The sequence below is a fragment of the Mesorhizobium sp. M1066 genome (genome assembly GCF_040318635.1).
In the GTDB taxonomy this organism is placed as follows: domain Bacteria; phylum Pseudomonadota; class Alphaproteobacteria; order Rhizobiales; family Rhizobiaceae; genus Mesorhizobium.
Genome location: NZ_JAMYMR010000011.1, coordinates 140,842 through 163,990 on the forward strand (window position 1 = coordinate 140,842; position 23,149 = coordinate 163,990).

The window sequence follows — 23,149 nt, forward strand, 5'->3', positions numbered from 1 at the left end:
GTGTCCGCGAAACACCCCCTGTACAGGTATTACTCAGACAGCACGAAGGGTGCGGTGTACTTGTCGACATTGTCCTTGGTGATGAGAAGGCAATCGAACAGCTGCTTCTCGGTCGCCGCACCGGTGGCGCCCGTCTTGATGAACGAGTCCGCCTGCTGCACGGCTTTGGCCGAGAAGATGGCGACCGGCTGCAGCACGGTGTACTGCAATTCGCCGGACTTGATCGCCGCAACCGCGTCCGGGGAACCGTCGAAGCCGCCGACCTTGATGCCGGCGAGCTTGCCGGCTTCCTTCAGCGCGGCAACCGCGCCGAGAGCCATCTCGTCATTGCCGCTGATCACGGCGATGATGTCGGGATTGGCCTGCAGCATGCTCTGCATCTTGTCGTGGCCCTGGGTACGATCCCAATTGGCGACCTGCGAAGCAGCCTTTTCGAGATCCGGGTACTGGCTCAGCACAGTCGCGTATCCGTTCGAGCGCGTAGCGGCGTTGTTGTCAGACGGGGCGCCGAGCAGTTCGACATATTTGCCCTTTTCGCCGACGGCCTGCACCCACTGCTGGGCACCGAGAGCAGCACCCTGCGCGTTGTTGGAAACGAGCTGACCCTTGGCGAGGCCTTCTTGGTTGATCTCGGCATTGACGAGGAACACCGGGATGTTGGCTGCAATCGCCTTCTTCACCGCACCGACAGAGCCGTCAGCGTTGGCCGGATCGAGGATGATCGCCACCGACTTGTTGGTGATGGCGGTGTCGATCAAGTTGCTTTCGGTATTGGTATCGCCCTTGTGGGCGCCGACATTGGCCGTATAGCCGAGCTTCTCGGCTTCGGCCTTGGCGACGTTGCCCTCGGTCAGCCAGTAGGGGTTGGCCGGATCATTGACGATGATCGAGATCAGGCCCGCGGCCGACGCGGCCGCCGTAAACCCGACGACCATCGCGGCGGCGAGCAAGCTCTTAAGCATGGTTTTCATGTACATTCCTCCAATGACTACGCGGTGTTGCTGCCAGTTCATCTGGCAGTCTTCCCTTGGGCAGGATTGGCCGCTTCGGCCTTCCCCCGTTTCTGAGAAGTCGGTTGGCCACCTGTCGCGCTTGGGAGCTTGCTGCGGCGGCGATACTGAACGGCATTGAGCAGCACGGCGAGCACGATGACGGCGCCCGTGAATACTGTCTGCCAGTAGGATGAGATGCCGATGATCACCAGACCATCGGACAGGAAGCCGATGACGAAGGCCCCGAGCAGGGTTCCGCGGATATTGCCGCGCCCGCCGGTCAGCGCCGCGCCGCCGATGACGACGGCCGCGATGGCCGTCAGTTCGTAGGTGGTGCCGGCGGTCGGTCCCGCCGACGTCAGCTGCGAGGACAGGATAAGGCCGGCAATGGCGGCGCAGATGCCCGACAGCACATAGACGGAAATCTGCACGGTCTTGACCGGAACGCCGGACAGTTCCGCCGCGCGCTCATTGCCGCCCGATGCGTAAAGCCAGCGCCCGAAGGCGGTGCGGTTCAAGACGATGCTGCCGATGAGCGCGATGACCACGAGAACCACCACGCCGGTCGGCACGCCGAACAGGCGGTTGAAGCCAAGCGCATCGAAGCCGGTGTTTCCCAGCTCCGGCTTGCCGCCGAGATTGTTGTAGGTCAGGCCGCTGGTCATCAGCAGCGCAAGGCCGCGCGCCATGTACATGACGCCGAGCGTCGCCACGAAGGCTGGAACCTTGAAGCGCGCGATGAGCACGCCGTTGATCAGCCCGACGACGGCGCCGAGCATGCAAGCCAGCACCGCGACCACCCAGACCGGCGGATAGAGAACGACACCAAGCCAGGTCAGCGTCACCCCTTGCATCAGGAAACCGGCAACGACGCCGGCCAAACCCAGCGTCGACCCAACAGACAGATCGATGCCGCCATTGAGGATGACGAGCAGCATGCCGATCGCGAGGATTCCGAAGATGGCGACATGCGAAGCCATGGTCAGGAAGTTCGCCACCGAGAGGTAGTAGGGCGACAGGATCGAGAACACGACGATGATGACGATCAGGGCAAAGAAAGCGCGACCCTCGAGCAGCAGCTTGGCGAGATCGAAGCCTTCGCCGCCCGCGCTTGGACTGGACTGTTTTCTGGCCTGGCTGACGTCGGTCATTGGTCTGGGCTCCGAAATTCTGGTGATCAGGCGACCACGGCTTCGCCAGAGGCGGCCATGATCTGCTCTTTGGTGGCGTTGGCGCCGAATTCAGCTGAAATCCTGCCACGCCGCATGACGACGATGCGGTGGGCAATGCTGAGGCATTCGTTGACCTCAGAGGTCGAGAAGACGACCGCAAGCCCTTGCGCGGCGCGTTCGCTCAGCAAGCGGAAGACCTCGGCCTTGGCGCCGACATCGATGCCACGGCTCGGTTCGTCGAGAAGGATGACTTTTGGGTTGGTCGTCAGCATCTTGCCGATGACGACCTTTTGCTGATTGCCGCCCGACAGCGATCCGATCATGGCATTGCCGCCTGCGGTCTTTATGGTCACCTTGCGGATCGAATCCTCGACCAGCCCACGCTCCTTGGAACGGGACAGAAACAGCCCCTTGGCGAACGCCTCGATGCTGGCCAGCGAGAGATTGCGGCCGACGGTCATCGTCTGCACCAGCCCGTCGCGCTGGCGGTCCTCGGGGACCAGCACAAGACCTCTGGAGATGCGCTGGGCAATGCTCAGTCCCGAAACGTCCTCGCCTTCCAGAAGCGCGCGGCCGCCCGCCATCGGCGCCCGTCCGGCGACGGCTTCCAGCAATTCCGTGCGCCCGGCGCCCATCAGCCCATAGATGCAGACGATCTCGCCTGCCCGGACATCCAGCGACAGGTGGTCGACGACGGAATAGCCCGAGCCCGAAGTGTCGACGACGCCGACATCCTCGATCGACAGGGCGACCTCACCGAACGCATGGCCGGTCGGCGGCGAGCCGAGATCGAAGTTCTCGCCGACCATGTTGCGGACGATCCACTCGAGGTCGATGTTTCTGGCTTCAGCCGTCGCCGTTATCGCCCCGTCGCGCAGGACAACCGCGTAGTCGGTGATCTGCAGCGCCTCTTCGAGGTGATGTGAAATGTAGACGATGGAGACACCGCGGCTGGTCAGGTCGCGGATCACCTTGAACAGCACCTCCACCTCTGTCGCGCTGAGCGCCGAGGTCGGTTCGTCCATGATCAGTATCCGGGAATCGACCGACAGCGCCCGCGCGATCTCGACGATCTGCTGTTGCCCAAGGCGCAAATCCTCGACCAGGATCATCGGATCGATGTCCTCTTCGAGATCAGCCATCAGAGCGCGCGCCTGGCGCGACTCCTCGGCGAAGTCGAGGCCGGTCCTGGTGCGCAGTTCGCGCCCCATGAAGATGTTGTCGCGAACGCTGAGGTTCGGCGCCAGGCTGAGTTCCTGGTGGATGATCGAGATGCCGCGATCGCGTGCGTCCGAGGATGAGGAAAAACTGACGAGATTGCCGTCGAGCACGATGTCGCCGGATGTCGGCGTGACCACGCCGGAGAGGATCTTCATCAGCGTCGACTTGCCGGCGCCGTTCTCGCCGAACAGCGTCGTGACCTTGCCACGATGGATGTCGAAATTGACGCCCTTGAGCGCATGAACCCCGCCATACGACATGACGATGTTGCGCGCCGAAAGCACGGCGTCGCCATTCGCGGGTCCGATGTCGGCAGCCGGGTTCATTTGACGTCGAGCCTCACGGGAGTGACCAGCCAGCTCTTCGGGTTGACCAGCTTGAATGCGCCGACCACCGATATGGTCTTGCCGGTCAAGGTGCTCGCATCGACCTTGGCCAGGACTTCCTTCTTCATCTCGTTGTTCAGCGCCGAGCCGGCGTCCTGGTATTCGATCTGGTTGGTGAACTGGCCGAATGTGATCTTGCCGGTGGCGTCGCGCAGCTCCGTGCCGTTGATCGCCGGCCCGGTCTGGACGCGGATCATCAGCGTGTCGGGCAAACCTTCGACGGCGACCTTGTAGATGCCCGATTTTCCCTCGCCGACGACGCCGGTGAACTTGACCGAGATGACCGGCCCGACACCCGCGGGCACGCCGTATTCCTTTTCGGCCGTCGCCCTGTCCTTGGCGATCGCCGTCGCCACCGTCACCGCGTCGGCGGCACGCGCCTCGACATCGGCTTGCACCTTGGGGAATTCCGATTTGCCGTAGTCGGCGGCGGAGAAGACGGCGCTGCGGACATCGCCGGCGGATCCAATCCTGACCACCTTGGTGTCAAGCGCCATGGCGCCGAGCAGGACGACAATCGCGGCGCCGGCAAGTGCCCGGCGCAGGTTGGTCGAAACCGGCCTGGTCGATGCGGTGGCAGCCTTCGCGCTCATGACGCAACCGCTCCGTTGTCACGCATTTGAGGATCCTCCGTTCACATGGCGCTTCGGACCATTGGATTGGTTCTGTCCGACAAGCGCACGGGCGGTGCTTTCGTCGGTGATCAGGCCGCTCAGATAACGGCTTTCGAGTGCAGCCCTGATCGCCCGCACCTTTACCTTGCCTCCGGCGACGGCGACGATCCGACGGCCCTTCAACTGGTCCCGCGGAAGCGCCAGGATTCTGTCCGACAGCGCCGTTTCCACCGGGCGTCCCTTGTCGTCGAAGAAGTGGGCGAGCAGCTCGCCGACGCCGCCATCGCGTTTGACCTCATCGATTTCGGAATGTTCGATCATGCCGGTAGCGACTAGCGAAGCTTCCCGCTCGGCAGTCCCTATGCCGACGAACATCAGGTCGGACCGGCTTGCGAGGTCGAAGACATCGCTGATGCCGCGTTGGCCAAGCAGCACGTCACGGTCCTCGGCGGTGTTGGCGACGAAAGGCACCGGCATCACATAGGCCTGCGCGCCGGTCCGCTCGGCCAGCCGATGCATGACATCGTGCGGGTTGGCCGCGAATTTGCGCGTCACGCCGCCAAGCAGCGAGACGAAACGGATATGGGCAGCGGCGGTGCGCGTCAGATACTCGACGCTTGCGGCAAGGGTACGGCCATGGCCGACGCCGATCAGCATGTCCTCGCCGCGATCGATCTCCCGCTTCAGAAACTGAGCGCCGGCGATGCCAAGGGCCTTCAGCGGCAGCTCGTCCTGATCGAGATCAGGAACGACCTCGCAGTAATCCAGCCCGTAAGCATTGATCAGCTGCTGCTCGAGGTCGATGCATTCGCCGACATCGCCGTCGATGATGACCCTGACAAGGCCATCCTGGGTGGCCCGGGTGATGAGCCGATGCGCCTTGAGGCTGGTCAGGCCGAGCCGCTTGGCCACCTGGGCCTGCGTCAGACCCCCGGCATAGTGAAGCCAGGCCGCGCGGGTGGCGAGGCTGGACTCATGATCGCGGTTAGCGGCTCCGCCGGATTTCAAGCCATCTCCTCCCTGAGATGATATTATTATCTTTGTGTGCAAAAATTTTCACATCCCTGCATCGCTGTCAATCCCTCGCCGGATTTGGCGCGTGCACATACGGGGAATTCACAGGTCTCGCCCTTCCCGAACGCCGGTCTGCCAACGTTTCGGCAGGCAACGTCGGCCCTATTAGGAGGTCCGCATGTCACCCGATCATACTGCGATGTTAATTTAACGTCAATCTGTGTTATATCCTGCCGACCCCAGCAGAACTGCGCAGCTCGTCGCCATCCATTTAGCAATCAACTATTTGTTTAAACGAATAATATTCGCCCATGAGAAAATCCCAATCAGCCTGTGAGTTGGACCATTTTCGGAATGCGGCGCATCCATGGCAAACCGATCGGATTGCCTTGGGAACACCGGCGACGGAGTGATCAGTCCAGCCGCATCAGGTTCCGGTCCTCGAGTTCCAGGGCGGCGGCCTCAACTTCCTCTGCGAGGCGCCCGGCGCTCCAGCCCAGCGCCCGTCCGGCAATCCTCGCAATCTCCTGCAGATCCCGGCCCGTCAGCGACCCTGATATCGCCAGGGTGCTGCGGCGCATGACGATATCGGCCAGATGTTCGACGAACTCGTTGCGGACGATGTAGTCGATTTCCGATCGACTGTAGCTTTCTGAATCCGGCAGCCGACCCTCATCACCCGACCTATGCGTGGCGATCTGCGTGGCTCTGGTGCCATATCGCGACAGCAGCGCCTCGAGACGCCGCTCTCCAGCGCCCGTTTCCGAGTGAGCCAGAGCCAGCCAACTGGCTCGCGCTGCGGCATCGACCGGGAAATCCCTGCCGCCGCCGATCGGCATGGCCTGCGTTGTCACCTTGCGGCTGCGCTGCAGGCGGCCGAGCACGGTGTCGGCGACTTCCTCGGCGAAGCCGCGAAAGGTCGTCCACTTGCCGCCGATCAGCGAGATGACTGCGAAAGGTCTGTTCCCATCCGGCTCGGCGACTGGCGCCGAGTGGTCACGGCTGATCAAGCCGGGCACCGATGCATCCGAGGCCGGCAGCGGCCGGATGCCGCTATAGGCATAGACGATCTGGTCGCGTTCGAACGCCATCCCCGGCAGCAGCGTGCGTACGCTGTCGAGCAGGTACTCCACTTCGTCAGGCTCGCAGCGTACCGCGTCGGGATTGTCGGCCTTGATGTCGGTAGAGCCGACCAGCGCCAGGCCGAGATAGTCGTAGACAAGGCAGATGCGGCCGTCATCGGCCTCGAAATAGAGCATGCGCCCGGCAAGGCTTTTGACCAGCTCGTCATGCTTCAGCAGGATGTGCGAGCCCTTGGTACCGCCGATCATCTTCGACGGCGCGCCTAGCAAATCGTTGACATCGTCGATCCATGGACCGGCGGCATTGACCACCAGCTTCGGCCGCACCGAAAAGGCCGCGCCGTTTTTCGGCTGGAAGGTCAGCACGCCATCGGCGGACTTCGCCAGCGCCGTGTAGTTCGCGCTGGCCGAGGCCGTATTTGCCTGCAGCCCATCGAGGATCAATTCGAGCACCAGCCTTTCGGGGTGGCTTATCTTGGCGTCGTAGTAGGTGCCGGTAGCGACGATCGAGGGGGTGAGCGCCGGCATCTCACTGAGCGCCTGGCGCCGCCCGACCATGCGGTGACGCGGCATGACCTGGTTTCGCGAGCCATAGAAATCATAGATCATCAGGCCGATCTTGATCAGGACGGCGCCACGGCTGCGCGGCGCGCTGGTCGAGCCGAACAGCGTCCGCAGCGCCGCCAGCATGCCCTTGCTCCAGGAGAAGATCGGGATGACCGTCGGCAGCGGGCTGACATAGTGCGGCGCGTTTTTCAAAAGCAAATTGCGTTCGAGCGTCGACTGCGCCACCAGCCTGAACTCGCCGGTTTCGAGATATTTCAGACCGCCATGAATGAGCCGCGATGGCGCAGCACTCGTGCCGGAGCCGAAATCGCTCTTGTCAACGATCAGGCAGCTGACGCCTTGCGCGCACAGCTCGCGAAACAGCCCTGCCCCATTGATCCCCGCGCCGAGAATGACGACGTCGACCTCGCCTGTCCGGGACATGGCGGCTAAGCGCCCGATAGGGATTGCCGTAGGTGATCGTTCGTTTGAGTTCATGACGCTTTCGTCTTGACGATGCGCAGATTCACGCCGGCCCGTTCGAGGGCCTGCGCTCGCGCATCGCCCAGGCCTTCGGTCGCCAGTACGACGTCGAAGCTGGTCAGATCGTCGAAGAGGTGCAACGCGATCCGATCGAACTTGGCGTGATCGACGAGGAGGATGCGTTTCACCGATGCCGCCATCATCGCCTGCTTGACCCGCACGACATTGGGATCCTGGATGAAGGCCGTGGTTCCGGTGATGGCCGAAGCCGAACAGATCAGCACATTGGCGCGCAGCTGCGCCACGGCGTTCTCGCAGACGATGCCGATATAGGCGTTGTAGGTGTTGTGGTACCGGCCGCCGAGACAGATGAAGTCGAGTTCGTCGACATGGGTCAGCATGGAAGCCGTCGCCACGGAATTTGTGATGACGGTCAGCGGCTTGACGTCGAGCAGCAGTGTAGCGACGGCGTTTGCCGTCGAGGAATCGTCCAGCATCACCACCTGGCCGGCTTCGACATAGTCGAGGGCTGCCCGCGCCAGCGCATCCTTTTCGGCCCGGTTGACCGTCACCCGGTAGCGGAAGGCGCTTTCGTAGAGGCCGGAAGGCTGAACCGTCACCGCACCGTGCAGCTTGCGCAACACGCCCTGCTGCGCCAGCCGGTCGATGTGCCGGTGGATGGTCATGCGCGACACGCCGAAATGCTCGACGAGATCGTCGATGCGCACCTGGCCGAGCTTGATCACATAATCGGCGATCTCTTCGCGTCGTTCGTCGGCCTTGATCATGCGCTTCCCCCAGTGTCTGGCCGCGCCAGCTTCTCGATGTCAGGCCAATGCGGTTCGAGCGCAGCGGCTATGCGGCCATAGAGGGAAAAGCGCTCGTTGAACACAGCACTCGAGGCCGGCACCGGCTCGTATTGGCGCGCGGTCATGCCGACTTGCCTGGCGCCTTCTTGCGGCGCCGCGAAGATGCCAACCGCGGCACCCGCGCAAAGCGCAGCGCCAAACGCCGCAGCCTCGTCGGTCGAGGTAACGATGACCGGGGCGTTCAGCACATCGGCAAACATCTGGACGAAGGCCGGATTGCGCGAGCCGCCGCCCGTCAGGCGGATTTCGCTTATGGCAAAGCCGTCGCGCAAGGCTTCGACATGGGTACGATGATTGAAAGCAATGCCCTCCAGAACCGCCTTGAGCATATCGCCGCGATTGTGCCAGCCATGAAGGCCGACAAAGCTGCCGCTGGCGACATCGCCAAAGGGGGAGCCGAACAGATAGGGATGAAACAGGATGGTCGACCTGTTCTTCAGCGCCGCGTCGATCTCGCCTGCCAGAAACTCGTGGATCGAGCCACCACCGACCGATGCCCTCTCCTGTTCCGAGCGGCAGAATGTGTCGAGAAACCAATCGTAGTTCGCGGTCGAGGCCGGCGAGATCGCCATGTTGTTCCAGCGGCCGGCGTCGATGGCGTTGCGACAGAGCCAACGCGGATCGACGCGCGGTTGCGAAGAGACCACTTCGTTGATGGAATAGGTCCCGGCGACAATGGCAAGCACGCCCTCCTCATGGCCGCCCATGCCAAGTGCGGAGGCGGTCACGTCATGCAGTCCGCACGCGACTGGAGTTCCCTTGGCCAGGCCGGTCATTTCCGCCGCCTCGGCGGTAACGTGACCGACGATTTCAGCCGAATGCGCCACCGGCGGCAGCGCGTCAAACAGATCGTCCAGTCCGAAGATGCGCATCGCTTCCGGCGCGAAGGTTTGCGTGCGGAAATCCGTGAATGAGGTGCTGGCCTCGGTACGGTCGGTGCCGATCGTGCCCGACAGGCAAAAGCGCAGCCAGTCCTTGCAGGCCAGTATATGCCGGATGCGCCCATAGCGGTCGGGTTGGTTCTTCTTGATCCAGGCCAGCAGCGCCGACGGAGCCGAAACGTGCGGCGCCTGTCCGGTGCGCGCCAACGCATTTTGGAAGACCCCGTCCGCCGACCATTGTTCGACAATCTCGCCGGCGCGGCTGTCAAGCGACAGGATACCGGGGCCTAGCGGCCGGCGATCCTTGTCGAGCAAATAGAGACCATCGCCGTGTGCGGTCGCCGCCACCGCCTTGATATCGTTGGCGGGCCGGCCACACAGCGCGATCGCCTCCTTGATTGCATCGGCGGTGGCTTGCCAGAGGCCGGTCATGTCGCGCTCCACCCAGCGCGCATGGGGCATCGATTGCGGAACCCGCCGACGCGCCACCGACAACTGCGTGCCATCGGCATCAAAGATCACCGCCTTGGTGACCGTGAGACCGTTATCGATTCCGAGCAAACTGGGCATGGGCGCCGCCGCTTTCAGCAACTGGTGAAGGGCGCTGCAAGGCAAACCTGCAGGTTGGGATAGGGATGACAGACATGACGACAATCAACGAGCAACGGTGATACAAAAGCGACGCATCCGACGCGGTAAAAAGACCATAATAGCATGTTAAGTTAACGTCAATACGTGAGATATTTTGCGGAAATATCTGACGTCATCTGCGACAAAGATTGCCCCCTCGTACCGTATCCGATGCGGACGAAGTTCCGGCTAGTGCCCAACTCCGGATAGCCCTCAACCCCGCGCTGGGAGCCAGATAGCACGGACGACTGACGCCGAACGCGCTTCGACTGGCTTTGAGAGTTCCGTGCGCAACGACCGGACAACCCGCGCTTCGGCGCCGTTCAGAGAAAACGCGACGACTCAAGAAGCTCAGCCACCCCGTCCAGTTCCTTGTGCAGGCGATGCCAGCGACGGTCGAGATAGACCAGCGAATGCGCCTCCGGGGGGACCTCGTCCGGCTGCACCTCGCCGTCAAGGAGTTCGGCCGCGACCAGCGTCGCGCCCTCGATCGGCAGAACGCCGAGCCGACGGGCGCGGAACCAGGTCGAAACGCCGGTATAGCGCGGTTCGCCCGTGGGCAGCCGCGCCCAGGCGCCTCCCGGCGGGAAGCGTTCCGCGCCGCTCGAGGCGCAGAGCTGCGCCAGGTCGATATCAGTGAAGCGCAGCAGGTGGATCACCATGGTCTCGGCCCGCAGCATGGGCTCGGACGAAGTCGATTTCATGGACAGCGAGAAAGCGACGACCGGCGGCGCGGCACTTACCGAGATCAGCGAGGATACGGTCATCGCCACCGGCCTGTCGCCGGGATCGGCCGTGATCACGGCAACACCGGCCGGATGGTGGCGAAAGGCCTCGCGGAAGGCGTTGGTCATCGGATGCGGGAAGCTCATCGACGTCTCTCTTCTGCAGCGTGAATAAGGGCCGGACGGCGTCCGTCGTCCGGCCCTTGCGGACTACTTCTTCTCGATCAGGTCGTAGAACTGCCAGGTGCGATCGCTCCACAGGCCGCCGATGTCGCGACCGGCCGAGGTGACGATCGACGGCGCGATCGTGAAATGGTTGGCCGCAACCATCATCTCGCGGAAGGTGCGCTGGATCACGCCGGCGCGCAGCGACGCGCCGCCGCCGGCGCGGTAGGCGAAATTGCAGATATCCACGCCAACCTCGTGAATCTCGGATTTAGCCAGATGGACAAGGCTGATCTGTCGCGTCGATACGCTGTTGCCAGCTTCGACCGTCGCCTCGATGTCGCGCCAGACTTCGAAGACAAAGGCGCGGGCAGCGCGATAGCGGGCTTCGGCGCGGCCATAGTCGTGCCAGAACTTCTCGCTCTCGCCGATCAGGCCGGCGCGACCCGATTTGCTGCGGGCGAATTTGGCGATCTCGTCCAGCATCCGCCGCCCGGTGCCGAGAGCCCAACCGGTATGCCCGATGGCGGCGAGGCCGACGACACCGAGACTGAAGAACTCCTTCTGGCGCAGCGGCGGTGCGGTCAGGATCGGGAAAACGAGATCGTCGGCGATGAAGACGTCCTCGGCCGCATAGTCGATGCTGCCGGTGCCACCGAGGCCCAGAACGTCCCAATTGCCGAGCTGCTTGTGCTGAGAGATCGGGGCATGGGCGCACATGATGATCAAGTTGCCCTTCTCGTCCTTGGCGGGCTTGCCGGTGCCGTCATCGACAAAGGCGGCACTGTGGCTGTAGGTGGCGTGGCTGAAGCCGCTGCCATAGCTCCACTTGCCATTCAGCCGGTAGCCGCCATCGACTTTCTTCAGCATACCGAGCGGCGCGCCCTGCCCTGAGAACCGGTTTTCGGTGCCCGGCGCGAAAAGCCGCTCGACTGCGCTGTCCGGCAGAAAGGCAGCCGACATCGCACCGATGCAGCAATGCACCATGGAAACCCAACCAGCCGCCCCAGAGTGCCAGGTGATCGCCGCCAGCAGTTCGAGACCCTGGGTGGGTCGCAGCTGCGCACCGCCGAGGCTCTCCGCGGCGAAGATATGCGACATGCGCAGCGGCTTCAGCAGCTCGAACGTGGCCGCAGTCAGTTCGCCATTCTCCTCATCGGTGGTGGCGTTGGCTTCCAGGGCCGGCCCGATCTCCGCGATCTTGCTGAGCAAGTCGCGATAGTCGGTGGTCGTCCCCCACGAGCCGTGCTTGATGGGTTTGTTCATTGTCTTCTCCTCCTTTTCAAATGCGGTCAGCCGGCGAGGAAATCGCCGATCTTCCTGAGTGTTTCGGGTTTCTCCTGCATGACGAAATGGCCGGCATCCTCGACCAGGATCAGGCGTGCATCGGGCAGCGCGTCGACGAAGAGCGGCGCCTGGCCAGCCGGCAGCAGACGGTCCCTGGTGCCCCAGACGACCAGCGTCGGATTGGCGATGCGCGCCAGAAAGCGCCGCAGGTTCGGATGGCCCATGCCGAACGGCGCCAGCAGCCGGCCGAGCGTCTCGCCTTCGCGGACGCGATCGGCGCCGAAGGCCTCGGCAAAGGCGGGGTCCGAGCCGTCCGGGAAATAGCGCAGCGCCACCGAGACATCGTGTGCCAGATAGGCCGGCAGCTCCTGCGGCGCGACCGCGCCGAGATCGGTGGCCGGATGCGCGGGGTCGTTGAGCCCTGCCGGCGCGATCAGCACCACCTTGTCGAAACGCTCGCGCGCAAGGCCGGCGAGCTCCGTCGCCATCCAGCCGCCCATGGAAAAGCCGATGAGATGAGGCTTCTCCGGCAGGTTCAGAACATCGAGCAGGTTCAGGTAGTGCAGAACCATGTCGGACATCGCAGCGACATGCGGCGCCGGGCCAGAAAAGCCGAAGCCCGGATGGCTCGGGCAGAGCACGCGGAAGCGGTCGGCGAGGCCCTCCGCGAAGCCGAAACCTTCAAGCGTCGAGGCACCGTGCAGGAACAGCACGGGCTTGCCTCTACCGATGGCCTTCACCACCGTTTTGGTGCCAGCGACATCGCATTTGAGCGTTTCGAATTGAACGGCCATTTTATTCCTCCTCAAACAAGGTCCGGCTGGATCAGCACTTTGCATTGCGTGGTGCGACGGCGAAGGCTCTCGAATATCTGCGGAACCGGCGAGAGATCGATCCGGTCGGTGACCAGTGCCTGCGGTGCGAAAGGTCCGCCGCGCAGCGCATCGAGGGCGACGCCGAATTCGTTTCGCTTATGGAAGAAGACCGAGAACAGCAGGTTCACCTCCTTGGTCAGCGCAATGAACGGGTCCCACTGGTCTCCGCCAATGCAGAGGCCGACGCCGACCACCGTGCCCTGCGGCCGTACCGCTTCGACCGCCGCGCCGATGAGGCCGCGCTTGCCGACGCATTCGAAGACGATGTCTGGCGCTCCGCCGCAGAGATCGGCGAGGTTCTCGGTCAGCTTTTCGCCGGAAAGCGCGAAGCCGGTCGCGCCGAGAGCAAGCGCACGCTCGCGCTGATGGCCGTGGATGTCGGCCACCACGACACGCGACGCGCCCATCCGCCGCGCCCAGAAGGCGACGAGCAGCCCGATCGGCCCAGCGCCCAGGATGGCAACCCGATCCCCCGGCTTCATGCCCGAGCGGACGATGCAATGCAGAGCGACGGACAGTGGCTCTGCCAACGCACCATCCTCGAGCGCCACATCGCCGGGCAGGATATGACACTGGCGTGCGGCCACAGTCGCGTATTGCGCATAGCCGCCGCCGATCAGCTCCATCTCGCGGCAGCGCGCCGGATCGCCTCGTTCACAGGCCTCGCAGAGTCCACAACCGCGCATCGGCGCGACGGCGACACGGTCACCGATCCGAACGCCTGTTGCCTCCGATCCGACCGCGACGATGTCCCCAGAGAATTCATGGCCGAGCACGAAGCCTGCCTCGATGCCGAAAGGCACGGGATCCTCGGTGATATGCAGATCGCTGCCGCAGATGCCGCAGGCGGCGACACGCAAGACGACCTCGTCCGGTGCCGGCGTAGGGTCCGGCACCATGCCGATCCGCAGCGGGACGCCGACCCTATCGAAGATGGCGGCTTTCATGAATCCTCCTCGTCAGCGGTTCGGGTCGACAAGCTTGCGTCGGATCGGGAACCATGGTGCATCCCACCGTTTCGAGATCAGGCCCCAGATGCCCGTCCGGGCGTAGAGCGCAACCAGAAGCGTCATCAGGCCGAGGACGACGAAATAGGTCGCGCCGTATTCGCCGAACCAGCGGTCCGCGATAAAGAAGATCAGCGATCCGATCAGAACGCCCTCGATGGAGCCGATTCCGCCCACCATGACGATGAAGATCGCGACGTTCGCCCACATCGGATCAAAGGCCGAACCCGGGGTGATGCGCAGCTGCGCCATGAAATAGATCGCCCCGGCAAGACCGCAGCCGACCGCCGACGCGACGTAGATCAGGAAGCGCAGCTTGACGACATTCACGCCCTGGCTCGCGGCCGCGACCGGATTGTCGCGCATGGCGATCAGCGCAAGGCCGAAGCGCGAGCGAAGCAGCCAATAGCTGCCGCCCAGCGTGACGAGCAGCATCCCCGCGCAGAGCAGCGACATGGCGACATTCCGCTCGAAGGCCGAATAGTCCTTCATCACGCGAAGCGACATGCCCGCGCCGGAATTGACGAGCGGCAGGTTCGAGGCGGTCAGCTGGAAGACCTCGGCCACCACCCATGTGCCGATCGAAAAATAGGGGCCATCCAGGCGATGCAGCAGCAGGTAGATCGGCATGGCCAGCGCGGCCGGCACCAGCAGCGAAAGGAAGACCGCCACAAACGGATTGATGCCGTAAGTCTGCGCCAGCACGAAAAGCGCATAGCCGGCAGCACCCATGAAGGCGTGCTGGCCCACCGAGACGAGGCCGGCATAGCCGGCTAGCAGGTTCCACATCTGCGCGACGGCGATGTAGCAGCACAGCACCAGAATCGACCGGATCGTGCCGGTCGAGGCCCACCACGGCATGGCGGCGACACCGATCAGCGCCAGCACAGCCAGCGTCATCGCGATGCGACCGGACCGGGTCTGGCGCTGGACCAGGACCTCAGGCACCTCGGTTGCCACATAGGGGATCGCACTCATGACAATGCCTTTCCGAACAGGCCCTGCGGGCGGGTCGCCAGCACGATCAGGAAGACGATGTGTCCGGCGAGCACGCCAAAGCCCGGATCGATGCGGAAGCCGATGGCCTGCGAGATGCCGAGGACCATCGAGCCGGCGAAGGCGCCCCATACCGTTCCCATGCCGCCGATGATCACCGCTTCGAAGGCGTAGATCAGCTGGGCAGGTCCGTCGGCCGGCGCGACGGTCGACCGCAACGCCTGGAAGACGGCTGCAAAACCGAGGATGCCGACCGCCGCAGCCGTCGCCATCGCATAGACAGCGCGCGGATTGATGCCGGTCATTGCCGCTGCCTCGACATCCGCCGACGCAGCGCGGAGCGCCCGGCCGAAGCGCGTGCGCTTCAGCGTCAGGTCGAGGCCTCCTGTCAACCCCGTGGCGACGGCCAGCACGATCAGCGGCAGGAGGCCGACATAGATACCGCCGATCTCGATGGATTGACTCTCTATTCCATGGCCGGGCAGCGACCGGCTGTTCGCGGACCATATCTGGAGCATCAGGTTTTGCAGTGCGATCGACAGTCCGAAGGTGGCGATCAGCGAGGGCAGCGGATCGCTGCCCACCACGCGGTTCAGCACGGCCTTCTGCAGCACCCAGCCCATCAGCACCGCGAGCGGCACCAGTAAGATCAGCACAGGTAGCGGTCCCAGACCCCAGGCCGTGGCTATGGAAATGCCTATCAGCGACAAAAGGATCACCAGATCGCCATGGCTGATGTTGACGATCCGCATGACGCCGAACATCAGCGCCATGCCGAGCGCATACTGGGCATACATGCCGCCCAGCAGGACCCCCTGCACCAAGGCGTCAAACCACTCCATGGCCTGCTCCAAAATAGGCTTTGCCGATCTGCTCGCGCGTGATCTCGGCGGACCTGCCGGTCAGGGTCACGCGCCCCTCCAGCATGCAGTAGAGGCGGTCCGTGGCGGTTCGGGCGAGGCCGACATCCTGTTCGACCACGATCATCGCCGTTCCGGTGGCGCGGATTTCGGGCAAGGCGGCATAGATCTCGCGGATCACCTTCGGCGCAAGACCAAGGCTTATCTCGTCGCAGAGCAGCACGCGCGGCTGGCAGAGCAGCGCGCGGCCGATGGCCACCATCTGTTGCTGCCCGCCCGAGAGGCTCTGGACCTGCGTGCGGGCCTTCTCCTTTAGGATCGGGAACAGCTGATGCAACCGCGGCAGCGTCCATCCGCCCTTGGCGCCCATGCGCGCGGCCTGGTCGATGGCGACGCGCAGATTGTCCTCGACCGACATGCCGGTGAAGAGCCGGCGGCCCTCCGGCACGATGGCGACACCCTTCTGCACCATGCGGTCGGTGGTGGTGCCGCCAACGGCCTCGCCGTGCAGCAGCACCATCTCGCGCCGGACCGGGAGCAGGCCCATGATCGAACGCAGGAGTGTGGATTTTCCTGCCCCGTTGGCGCCGATCAAGGCCACGGCCTCACCCTGGTGCAGCTCGATGTCGACGCCGTAGAGCGCCTGGAAATCGCCATAGCGGGCCAACAGCCCGTGGGTGGAAAGAACGGCCGTCATGCCTCGATCCCCATGTAGACGCGTTGGACCTCGGGCAGCGCGATCACTTCGGCGGGCACGCCTTCGGCAATCTTTTCGCCGAAGTTCAGCACCAACAGCCGGTCGGCCACCGCCAGCAGCGCGTGCAGCACATGCTCGATCCACACGATGGTGATGCCGCGGTCGCGGATGCGGCGCACCAGCGCGACCAGCGCCCTCGATTCATCATCGGTCAGCCCGCCCGCGATCTCGTCCAGAAGCAGCAGCTTCGGATCCGACGCCAGCGCGCGCGCCAGCTCCAGCCGTTTGCGGTCGAGCAGCGTCAGAGCGCCGGCCGAGACATTGGCTTTGTCGGAGAGCTCGCAGTCGCGCAGGACCTGGGCGCAGAAAGCATAGCTTTTCTTCTCGGACCGGCCGCCCGCGAAAGCGGCCGCGACCAGCAGGGTTTAGAAGGTGGTCATGGCGGAATATGGACGCGGGATCTGATAGGTCCGCCCGATCCCCATCTGGCAGCGCCGGAAGGGCGGCTCGCCGCGAAGCGCGGTGTCGCCGAGCTGTATCTCGCCGCCTGACGCCTTCAAATCGCCGCTGATCATGTTGAACAGCGTCGTCTTGCCCGCCCCGTTCGGGCCGAGGATGCCCAACACCTCGCCCCGATGCACGTCGAAACTCACCTCATGCAGGACGCGGACAGCGCCGAAGGACTTCGACACGCCGTGCGCCTTCAGCAGGATTTCCCTACCCATAACTCTGCCCGCGTCCCCGCTCATGTCACCAGGCGATCGGCTGAATAGCCTGCTGCGGCGCGAAGAGCTGATTGACCGTGTTGTCGACGATCTTCAGGTCATAGGGCCATTTCTCGCCCTTCACCCACTGGCCGCCGAAGATCGGCGTCTTGCAGATGTTCTTGTGGGGCGAGCCGTCGAACTTGATATGACCAACCAGCGTCTGCAGATCGGTAGCGACCAAAGCGTCACGGTTGGCCGTACGGTCGAGCGGATTGGAAGAGCGCTTCAGGATGTCGAGCGCGACCTCGAGCAAGGCATGCGAATAGCCCAGCGGCTGCGTCCACTGGCGCTTCGAATCGGCCTCCCATTGGCTGGCGATGTCGCTGCTGACCTGCCCGGTCAGCGACGACTTGAACGGGAAGGCCGGCGTCCACCAGACCTCCGAGGACATGCCATTGCCAAGCGGCCCCATCGCTTCGACACCGCCTGGAAACAGCAGCGCTGCCGCCACCGTGACCGCCTTCGGCTTGAAGCCCTGCTGGTTGCACTGGGTGACGAAGGTCTTCAGATCGTCCGGATAGGTGATGCCGCCGATGATCTCGCAGCCCTGCTTCTTGAACTCGGCGATCTGTGCGGAGAAATCGTTGGTTCGCGGCTGGAAATAGCCGGGCACCACGACCTCGTAGCCGGCCTTGCGGGTCGGCGCCGGAAGGCCGTATTCGTCGTTGCCCCAGGTCTCGCCATCGATGTTCTGCGGAAACAGCATGCCGACTTTCTTGTTGGTCTCAAGATGGTTCCAGAGCCCGACGAAGGTGTTCAACGCCTCGTCGAGGCCCCAGAAGAAATGATAGGTCCAGTCGAAGGTCTGCTTGCCGCCGCCGCGCGGCATGATCACCGCCTGCCAGGGTGCACCGGAGGAAATGCAGGGCGTCTCGTAGAGTTCGGACTGCTCGGCCGCGGGCAGGATCGTGTCGGTGGTCGAGGCCGGAACGAGCAGATGCACCTCGTCATTCAGGATGAGGTTGCCGGCGATTTCCGATGCCTTGTTCGGATTGGACTGGCTGTCGCGATCGAGGATCTCGATCTCGTAGGTATTGCCGTTGGCGCATTGCAGCTGGCCGCCGAGCAGGGCGCGGATCTTCTGCAAGGTATAGCCATCCGTTTCGCCAAAGAGGGCGAGCGGCCCGGTCGTGGGGCTGAGATAGCCGATCTTGATCTTCCCCGCCGTCGCTGCGCGCAGATAGGCCGGCATGCCCAGCGTGCTGGCGGCAAGGCCGGCTCCAATCCCCTTCAGCACGCTTCGGCGGCTGGGCAAGCCCGATTTCACGAGTCTGTTGTAGTAGGTCATGGTCATTTCCTCCCTTGGTTAAGCCGGCCCGTCCCCTCGACGGGACCGGTGTCAGTTCAAAGCTTGTTCAGGTCATCCTCAGCAGCGAGCCGCCATCGATGACGATCAGCGAGCCCGTGACGTAGGACGCGGCCGGCGACGCCAGATAAAGCGCCAGGCCCTTGATCTCTTCCGGGTCGCCGATCCGGCCGATGAGCGACTGGGCCTCGAAGGCCTTGCGGTCCGCCGGATTGCGCAACCGGCCGTCGGCGATATTGGTGATGAAGGGTCCGGGCAGGATGGCGTTGATGCGGATGTTGTAGGCGCCGAGTTCCATCGCCATGTGGCGAACGAGATGGTTCACCGCAGCTTTGGCGGGCATGTAGGGCGTACCCACGATGCTCTCGTTGATCAGCGAGGCGATGGACGACGTGACGATGATCTGGCCGCCGCCATTCGGCTTCATGTGCCGCACGGCATGCTTGATCGTGGTGTAGACCGAGGTCAGGTTGATCTCGATCACCTTGTCCCAGTGCGCATCGGGCAGGTTCTCGATGGCGCCCTCGGGGTTCCTTTCGCCCGTCGGGGTGTTGAAGCCCGGCCCGGCATCGATCCCGGCATTGGCGAACACGACATCGATCGAGCCCGCCTTCTCGGCCACCTTGTCGAAGGCTGCGGCCATGGCCGCACGGTCGCCGACGTCGACGATTTGACCCCAGACATCGCCACCCGCCGCCCTGATCGCCGTCACGGTCTGCTCCAGCCCGGCAGGGTTCAGATCGAAGATGCAGACCTTCGCCCCGTGCTCGGCCATGATCTCGGCATAGGCCTGCCCGATGCCGCTGGCGCCGCCGGTGACGATCACCGACTTGCCTCTGACATCGAACATCTTCTCAAGTGCGGCCATCAGTTTCCTCCCTTGCGCGACAGCACGAAATCGAACTCCACGTCGTAGAACGGGGCCGCGACCTCGACCCTGGCGGCGGCTTCAGCGTCCTCGACCTTGCGGAACTCGGCGAGCAGGCTCTTCTTCACGCCGAAGACGGCATCTGAATCGATGTATGGATCGTCCGGATCGAAGATGTGCGTGGTCAGCGCATCGAAGCCTTCGGCCTCGACGATGTAGTGGAGATGCGCCGGACGATTGGGGTGGCGGCCTAGCGCGCCCAGCAGCTTGCCGACCGGGCCGTCATCCGGAATCGGGTAGTATTTGGGCTTCACGCCACGGAACCAGTAGCGTCCGTCGGCGCCAGTGCGGAACACGCCGCGCAGGTTGAAGTCGGGCTGGATGCCCTTCTGCTGCACGTCGTAGAAGCCCTCGTCATTGGCCTGCCAGACGTCGATCTTGGCGCCTGCGATCGGGTTGCCTGAGGTGTCGAGGATGCGGCCATGCACGAACATCGGCTCGCCCTTCTGGTCGAGGCAGATGTTCGAGCCCATCGGCAGTTCGGGCGCATCGGCGACGTGAAAGGGTCCCAGCACCGTGGATTCCGAGGCGCCCGACGGCTTGCGGTTGTTGATCGCATCGACCAGCATCGAGACGCCGAGAACATCCGACAACAGGATGTACTCCTGCCGCCACTCGTTGCAGATCTGGCCCGTCTGCGTCAGGAACATGATCGCGCCGAACCATTCCTCCTGTGTCGGCTCGATCTCCTTCACCGCCTCGTGCAGCTTGCGGGTGATGACCTCCATCACCTCTTTGAGCCGCTCATCCCCAGCGTTCCTGTTCCGCGCCACGACGATTTCGGCCGAGTTCGCTTCGGTGAAATAGCCGGATTCGTGTTCGTCGATCATGCGATCCTCCTCAGCGCGCCAGAACGGATTTGAAGACCCGGCGCAGTTCGGCCGCGGGGTCGGCCGCCAGCGTTTCGCTGCGCCAGGCAACGTGGTGGTCGGGACGGACGATCAGGCAGCCGGTGTCGCGGATCTCCCGCGCGCAGGCCCAGTCGCCGGTATGATCCTCGATCGCGCGGCGCGGGCCGATCACATGGCTGCGGATCGGCAGACCGAGCTCCGCGCCCACAGTCTCCGCCGCGGCGACCCACGCCTCGCCGCCAATGCCGGTCAACAGCGTGAACTCGCCATGCCCGCAAAGGTCGAGCGTCGAGACCTTCCTGCCCGAGCGCTCGAAGACCCAAACATGCGGCAAGCGCGCGCCCGGCCAGGTCGTTGGCGCATAGTGCAGCTCGCGATCCTTCTCGAACGCCGGCTCGCGCTGGCCGTCGGTCACCACCGCGCCCGACGCGTAGCGCTGGTTCATCTCGACGCCATGGGCGTCGAACTCGTATTTCTTGAAGGCGATGGCCTTGCGGAGCGCCTCGCGCTGCGCCTCGGCCGCAGGGGTGGCGTCGGCGCGAGCCTCCATGTTCCTCTGGATCTTGTCGTGATCGACGCCGCCATCCATGCCGAGCGCCTCGAAGATCGGTCCGAATTCGGCGATGGACTGGTTCGCGCGTGTCACTATCTGGCGCGCGATCGGCGCGCGCTCGGCCGAGAAGCTGTCCAGAAGCCCGAACCCCGCCTGCCCCTTGATGACCTTGGCAAGCTTCCAGGCGAGATTGAACCCGTCCTGGATCGAGGTGTTCGAGCCGAGCCCGTTCGAGGGCGGATGCCGGTGCGCGGCGTCGCCCATGATGAACACCCGCCCCTTCTGCATTTGCGTGGCGAAGCAATTGTTCACGGTCCAGGTGTTGGCGCCCAGAAGCTCGATCTCGAGCCCGGGATCGCCGACCAGCTGACGCGCGACCTCGGTGGCCAGTTCCGGCGTCACCTCCGGCGGCGGCTGGTTGATGTCGTAGCCCCAGACGATCAGCCACTCGGTCCACGGCCGCACCATGCGAACCAGGCCCATGCCGATGCCGCCGACGTCGGCGCCGGGCTGCATGACCCAGTAGAGGACGCTCGGCCGGTGGGCGACATACTTCGAGAGATCGGCCCGGAACAGGATGTTCATCGACCCGCCGACGCCCATCTTGCCCTCGAGCGGCAGGCCCAGATGCTCGGCCACCAGCGAGTTGCCGCCGTCGGCGCCGACGAGGAACTTCGACCGCACGGTGAAATCCTTGCTCGACAGCCGATCGCGGCAGGTGGTGGTCACGCCGTCCGCATCCTGGACATGGCTGACATATTCCGTGCTCATGCGTGCCTGCGTCCCGCGGGCGCAGGCCGACTTGAACAGGATCGGCTCCATGAAGGTCTGCGGCAGATCGTTCATGAAGCAGGGAGACGACAGGAGATGTTCGGCCTTCGAGAGCGGGTGGATGCCCCAGCTCTTCATGCGGCCGATCTCCTCGCCGGCCAGGCTTTCGCAGAACACGTTCTCGCCCATCAGCTCCTGCGGGGAGGCGTGCATCATGGCCTCGGCCTCTACCTCCGGCCCAAGGTCGCGCAGCACTTCCATCGTGCGCTGGTTGGTGATGTGGGCACGCGGCGTGTTCGACAACCAGCGATAGCGATTGACGATCATGTTGGCGACGCCGTAGCTGGACAGCAGCGCGGCGGTGGCCGAGCCGGCTGGGCCAGTGCCGACGATCAGCACGTCGGTTTCGATATCCGCCATCAAATTCCTCCCTTGATCTTCGGACCGGTCAGCCTGCGGCGGACCGGAAACAGGTGCAGGCCCTTGCGGGACGCAATCAGCCCCCACAGCCCCTTTGGCGCAAAAAGCATCACGACGACGGCGATGAGGCCGAGCGTCATCAAGTACCAGCTGCCGTAATCGGCCAGCGCCGAGCGCAGCGCGAAGAAGACCAGCACACCGAGGATCGGCCCCTCGATGGTGCCGATGCCGCCGATGACGACAATGAAGATGACGTTGGCGGTCCAGTCGGTGACGGCAAAGGCCGCGCTCGGCGAGATGCGGGCCGTCTGCAGGAAGATCAGCGCGCCGGTCAGCCCGGTGGCGGCCGCGGCGATCAGAAAGACCGCCCATCTGAGCCGGCCGGTATCGACGCCCACCGATTGCGCCGCGTCGACATTGTCGCGCACGGCCGCCAGCGCCAGCCCGAGGCGACTGCGCAGCAGCCAATAAATGCCTCCCGTCACGGCCACGAGCAGCGCCAAAGCCAGCCAGTAGGCCATAACATCGCGTGCCGCGGCCTCGCGGACCCCGAACAGCGCCCGGACCGCATCGGTGCCCAGGATACTGCTCGTCGCCTCGCGCGGCAGCGAGGTGCCGGTGCCGCCACCGAGCGCCTTCCACTGCGCGACCAGCAGTCGCGTCACTTCGGCGATCACCCAGGTGCCGATGGCGAAATAGGCGCCCTGCAAACGGAACGCGAAGAAGGCCGTCGGAACCGCCAGCACCAGAGCGGCAAGGCCGCCCAGCGGGATCGCCAGGACCGGATTCCAGCCGAGCAGGATCACGCCGGCGAACATCGCATAGGCGCCGATGCCAACGAAAGCCTGCTGGCCCACCGACACCAGGCCGCCATAGCCCGCCAGCAGGTTCCATATCTGCGCCAGCGTCAGCATGGTGAGGATGAAGAAGAGATCCTGTATGACGCCACGCGAGGCCACGGCAGGCAGCGCGAGCGCGGCGACGATGAAGATCGGCACGATGATCGCGGTCACGGTTCCGGCGCGGGTGCGGGTTGTCAGTCGATACATGC

20 protein-coding genes and 1 pseudogene are annotated in these 23,149 nt (G+C 64.1%); all 21 read right to left on the reverse strand.

The genetic code is table 11. From position 1 onward, the window contains the following. Positions 1-29 precede the first annotated feature (29 nt). Positions 30-971, reverse strand: a complete 942-nt coding sequence (locus NKH52_RS17155) for a D-ribose ABC transporter substrate-binding protein (RefSeq protein ID WP_013533072.1) — start codon at positions 969-971, stop codon at positions 30-32. Between the two features lie 38 nt (positions 972-1,009). Further along, positions 1,010-2,143: an ABC transporter permease gene (locus NKH52_RS17160; protein ID WP_352731550.1), complete on the reverse strand. Its 1,134-nt coding sequence runs from the start codon at positions 2,141-2,143 to the stop codon at positions 1,010-1,012. A gap of 26 nt (positions 2,144-2,169) precedes the next feature. Beyond that, positions 2,170-3,711, reverse strand: coding sequence for a sugar ABC transporter ATP-binding protein (locus tag NKH52_RS17165; protein WP_352731552.1), 1,542 nt, complete (start codon positions 3,709-3,711; stop codon positions 2,170-2,172). Continuing rightward, on the reverse strand, positions 3,708-4,364 hold the full coding sequence (locus NKH52_RS17170) for a DUF2291 family protein (protein WP_352731554.1): 657 nt from the start codon (positions 4,362-4,364) through the stop codon (positions 3,708-3,710). Before NKH52_RS17170 ends, NKH52_RS17165 begins: the two co-directional genes overlap by 4 nt. Before the next feature lie 18 nt (positions 4,365-4,382). Further along, positions 4,383-5,393, reverse strand: coding sequence for a sugar-binding transcriptional regulator (locus NKH52_RS17175; protein WP_352731556.1), 1,011 nt, complete (start codon positions 5,391-5,393; stop codon positions 4,383-4,385). Positions 5,394-5,812: 419 nt separating this feature from the next. Next, positions 5,813-7,471: a glycerol-3-phosphate dehydrogenase/oxidase gene (locus NKH52_RS17180; RefSeq protein ID WP_352731558.1), complete on the reverse strand. Its 1,659-nt coding sequence runs from the start codon at positions 7,469-7,471 to the stop codon at positions 5,813-5,815. A 50-nt stretch (positions 7,472-7,521) separates the two neighbouring features. Further along, the gene (locus tag NKH52_RS17185; RefSeq protein WP_352731561.1) at positions 7,522-8,298 is read right to left on the reverse strand and encodes a DeoR/GlpR family DNA-binding transcription regulator; all 777 of its coding nucleotides are present in this window, start codon (positions 8,296-8,298) and stop codon (positions 7,522-7,524) included. Further along, the gene (locus tag NKH52_RS17190) at positions 8,295-9,830 is read right to left on the reverse strand and encodes an FGGY-family carbohydrate kinase (protein WP_352731564.1); all 1,536 of its coding nucleotides are present in this window, start codon (positions 9,828-9,830) and stop codon (positions 8,295-8,297) included. Before NKH52_RS17190 ends, NKH52_RS17185 begins: the two co-directional genes overlap by 4 nt. 383 nt (positions 9,831-10,213) lie before the next feature. After that, the gene (locus NKH52_RS17195; RefSeq protein WP_352731567.1) at positions 10,214-10,762 is read right to left on the reverse strand and encodes a flavin reductase family protein; all 549 of its coding nucleotides are present in this window, start codon (positions 10,760-10,762) and stop codon (positions 10,214-10,216) included. 63 nt (positions 10,763-10,825) lie between these two features. Continuing rightward, positions 10,826-12,046 carry an acyl-CoA dehydrogenase family protein gene (locus NKH52_RS17200; protein ID WP_352731570.1) on the reverse strand — a complete coding sequence of 407 codons (1,221 nt, stop codon included), beginning with the start codon at positions 12,044-12,046 and terminating at the stop codon, positions 10,826-10,828. A gap of 26 nt (positions 12,047-12,072) precedes the next feature. Beyond that, complete coding sequence (locus tag NKH52_RS17205; protein WP_352731573.1) at positions 12,073-12,861, reverse strand: alpha/beta fold hydrolase; 789 nt, start codon at positions 12,859-12,861, stop codon at positions 12,073-12,075. A gap of 11 nt (positions 12,862-12,872) precedes the next feature. Then, positions 12,873-13,889, reverse strand: coding sequence for a zinc-dependent alcohol dehydrogenase (locus tag NKH52_RS17210; RefSeq protein WP_352731576.1), 1,017 nt, complete (start codon positions 13,887-13,889; stop codon positions 12,873-12,875). Positions 13,890-13,901: 12 nt separating this feature from the next. Continuing rightward, on the reverse strand, positions 13,902-14,927 hold the full coding sequence (locus NKH52_RS17215) for a branched-chain amino acid ABC transporter permease (protein WP_352731579.1): 1,026 nt from the start codon (positions 14,925-14,927) through the stop codon (positions 13,902-13,904). Then, positions 14,924-15,787 carry a branched-chain amino acid ABC transporter permease gene (locus tag NKH52_RS17220; RefSeq protein WP_127266427.1) on the reverse strand — a complete coding sequence of 288 codons (864 nt, stop codon included), beginning with the start codon at positions 15,785-15,787 and terminating at the stop codon, positions 14,924-14,926. The genes NKH52_RS17215 and NKH52_RS17220 overlap by 4 nt, the downstream gene beginning before the upstream one ends. Next, positions 15,774-16,502, reverse strand: a complete 729-nt coding sequence (locus NKH52_RS17225; protein ID WP_352731583.1) for an ABC transporter ATP-binding protein — start codon at positions 16,500-16,502, stop codon at positions 15,774-15,776. The genes NKH52_RS17220 and NKH52_RS17225 overlap by 14 nt, the downstream gene beginning before the upstream one ends. Further along, positions 16,499-17,227, reverse strand: a pseudogene (locus NKH52_RS17230) (ABC transporter ATP-binding protein). Before NKH52_RS17230 ends, NKH52_RS17225 begins: the two are co-directional and overlap by 4 nt. Positions 17,228-17,252: 25 nt before the next feature. Further along, the gene (locus tag NKH52_RS17235) at positions 17,253-18,557 is read right to left on the reverse strand and encodes an ABC transporter substrate-binding protein (RefSeq protein ID WP_352731589.1); all 1,305 of its coding nucleotides are present in this window, start codon (positions 18,555-18,557) and stop codon (positions 17,253-17,255) included. Between the two features lie 67 nt (positions 18,558-18,624). After that, positions 18,625-19,443, reverse strand: coding sequence for an SDR family NAD(P)-dependent oxidoreductase (locus tag NKH52_RS17240; protein WP_352731592.1), 819 nt, complete (start codon positions 19,441-19,443; stop codon positions 18,625-18,627). Then, on the reverse strand, positions 19,443-20,333 hold the full coding sequence (locus tag NKH52_RS17245; protein WP_352731595.1) for an intradiol ring-cleavage dioxygenase: 891 nt from the start codon (positions 20,331-20,333) through the stop codon (positions 19,443-19,445). The genes NKH52_RS17240 and NKH52_RS17245 overlap by 1 nt, the downstream gene beginning before the upstream one ends. A gap of 10 nt (positions 20,334-20,343) precedes the next feature. After that, complete coding sequence (locus tag NKH52_RS17250; RefSeq protein ID WP_352731597.1) at positions 20,344-22,098, reverse strand: FAD-dependent oxidoreductase; 1,755 nt, start codon at positions 22,096-22,098, stop codon at positions 20,344-20,346. Further along, entirely contained in the window at positions 22,098-23,147 is a 1,050-nt protein-coding gene (locus tag NKH52_RS17255; protein ID WP_023808928.1) for a branched-chain amino acid ABC transporter permease, read from the reverse strand. The genes NKH52_RS17250 and NKH52_RS17255 overlap by 1 nt, the downstream gene beginning before the upstream one ends. Positions 23,148-23,149: the final 2 nt, after the last annotated feature.

What these genes read in the sequence shown, in the direction of transcription:
- NKH52_RS17155 (WP_013533072.1), bottom strand. Translation starts at nt 971, where the DNA reads ATGAAAACCATGCTTAAGAGCTTGCTCGCCGCCGCGATGGTCGTCGGG.
- NKH52_RS17160 (WP_352731550.1), bottom strand. Translation starts at nt 2,143, where the DNA reads ATGACCGACGTCAGCCAGGCCAGAAAACAGTCCAGTCCAAGCGCGGGC.
- NKH52_RS17165 (WP_352731552.1), bottom strand. Translation starts at nt 3,711, where the DNA reads ATGAACCCGGCTGCCGACATCGGACCCGCGAATGGCGACGCCGTGCTT.
- NKH52_RS17170 (WP_352731554.1), bottom strand. Translation starts at nt 4,364, where the DNA reads ATGAGCGCGAAGGCTGCCACCGCATCGACCAGGCCGGTTTCGACCAAC.
- NKH52_RS17180 (WP_352731558.1), bottom strand. Translation starts at nt 7,471, where the DNA reads ATGTCCCGGACAGGCGAGGTCGACGTCGTCATTCTCGGCGCGGGGATC.
- NKH52_RS17185 (WP_352731561.1), bottom strand. Translation starts at nt 8,298, where the DNA reads ATGATCAAGGCCGACGAACGACGCGAAGAGATCGCCGATTATGTGATC.
- NKH52_RS17190 (WP_352731564.1), bottom strand. Translation starts at nt 9,830, where the DNA reads ATGCCCAGTTTGCTCGGAATCGATAACGGTCTCACGGTCACCAAGGCG.
- NKH52_RS17195 (WP_352731567.1), bottom strand. Translation starts at nt 10,762, where the DNA reads ATGAGCTTCCCGCATCCGATGACCAACGCCTTCCGCGAGGCCTTTCGC.
- NKH52_RS17200 (WP_352731570.1), bottom strand. Translation starts at nt 12,046, where the DNA reads ATGAACAAACCCATCAAGCACGGCTCGTGGGGGACGACCACCGACTAT.
- NKH52_RS17205 (WP_352731573.1), bottom strand. Translation starts at nt 12,861, where the DNA reads ATGGCCGTTCAATTCGAAACGCTCAAATGCGATGTCGCTGGCACCAAA.
- NKH52_RS17210 (WP_352731576.1), bottom strand. Translation starts at nt 13,889, where the DNA reads ATGAAAGCCGCCATCTTCGATAGGGTCGGCGTCCCGCTGCGGATCGGC.
- NKH52_RS17215 (WP_352731579.1), bottom strand. Translation starts at nt 14,927, where the DNA reads ATGAGTGCGATCCCCTATGTGGCAACCGAGGTGCCTGAGGTCCTGGTC.
- NKH52_RS17220 (WP_127266427.1), bottom strand. Translation starts at nt 15,787, where the DNA reads ATGGAGTGGTTTGACGCCTTGGTGCAGGGGGTCCTGCTGGGCGGCATG.
- NKH52_RS17225 (WP_352731583.1), bottom strand. Translation starts at nt 16,502, where the DNA reads ATGACGGCCGTTCTTTCCACCCACGGGCTGTTGGCCCGCTATGGCGAT.
- NKH52_RS17235 (WP_352731589.1), bottom strand. Translation starts at nt 18,557, where the DNA reads ATGACCTACTACAACAGACTCGTGAAATCGGGCTTGCCCAGCCGCCGA.
- NKH52_RS17240 (WP_352731592.1), bottom strand. Translation starts at nt 19,443, where the DNA reads ATGGCCGCACTTGAGAAGATGTTCGATGTCAGAGGCAAGTCGGTGATC.
- NKH52_RS17245 (WP_352731595.1), bottom strand. Translation starts at nt 20,333, where the DNA reads ATGATCGACGAACACGAATCCGGCTATTTCACCGAAGCGAACTCGGCC.
- NKH52_RS17250 (WP_352731597.1), bottom strand. Translation starts at nt 22,098, where the DNA reads ATGGCGGATATCGAAACCGACGTGCTGATCGTCGGCACTGGCCCAGCC.
- NKH52_RS17255 (WP_023808928.1), bottom strand. Translation starts at nt 23,147, where the DNA reads ATGTATCGACTGACAACCCGCACCCGCGCCGGAACCGTGACCGCGATC.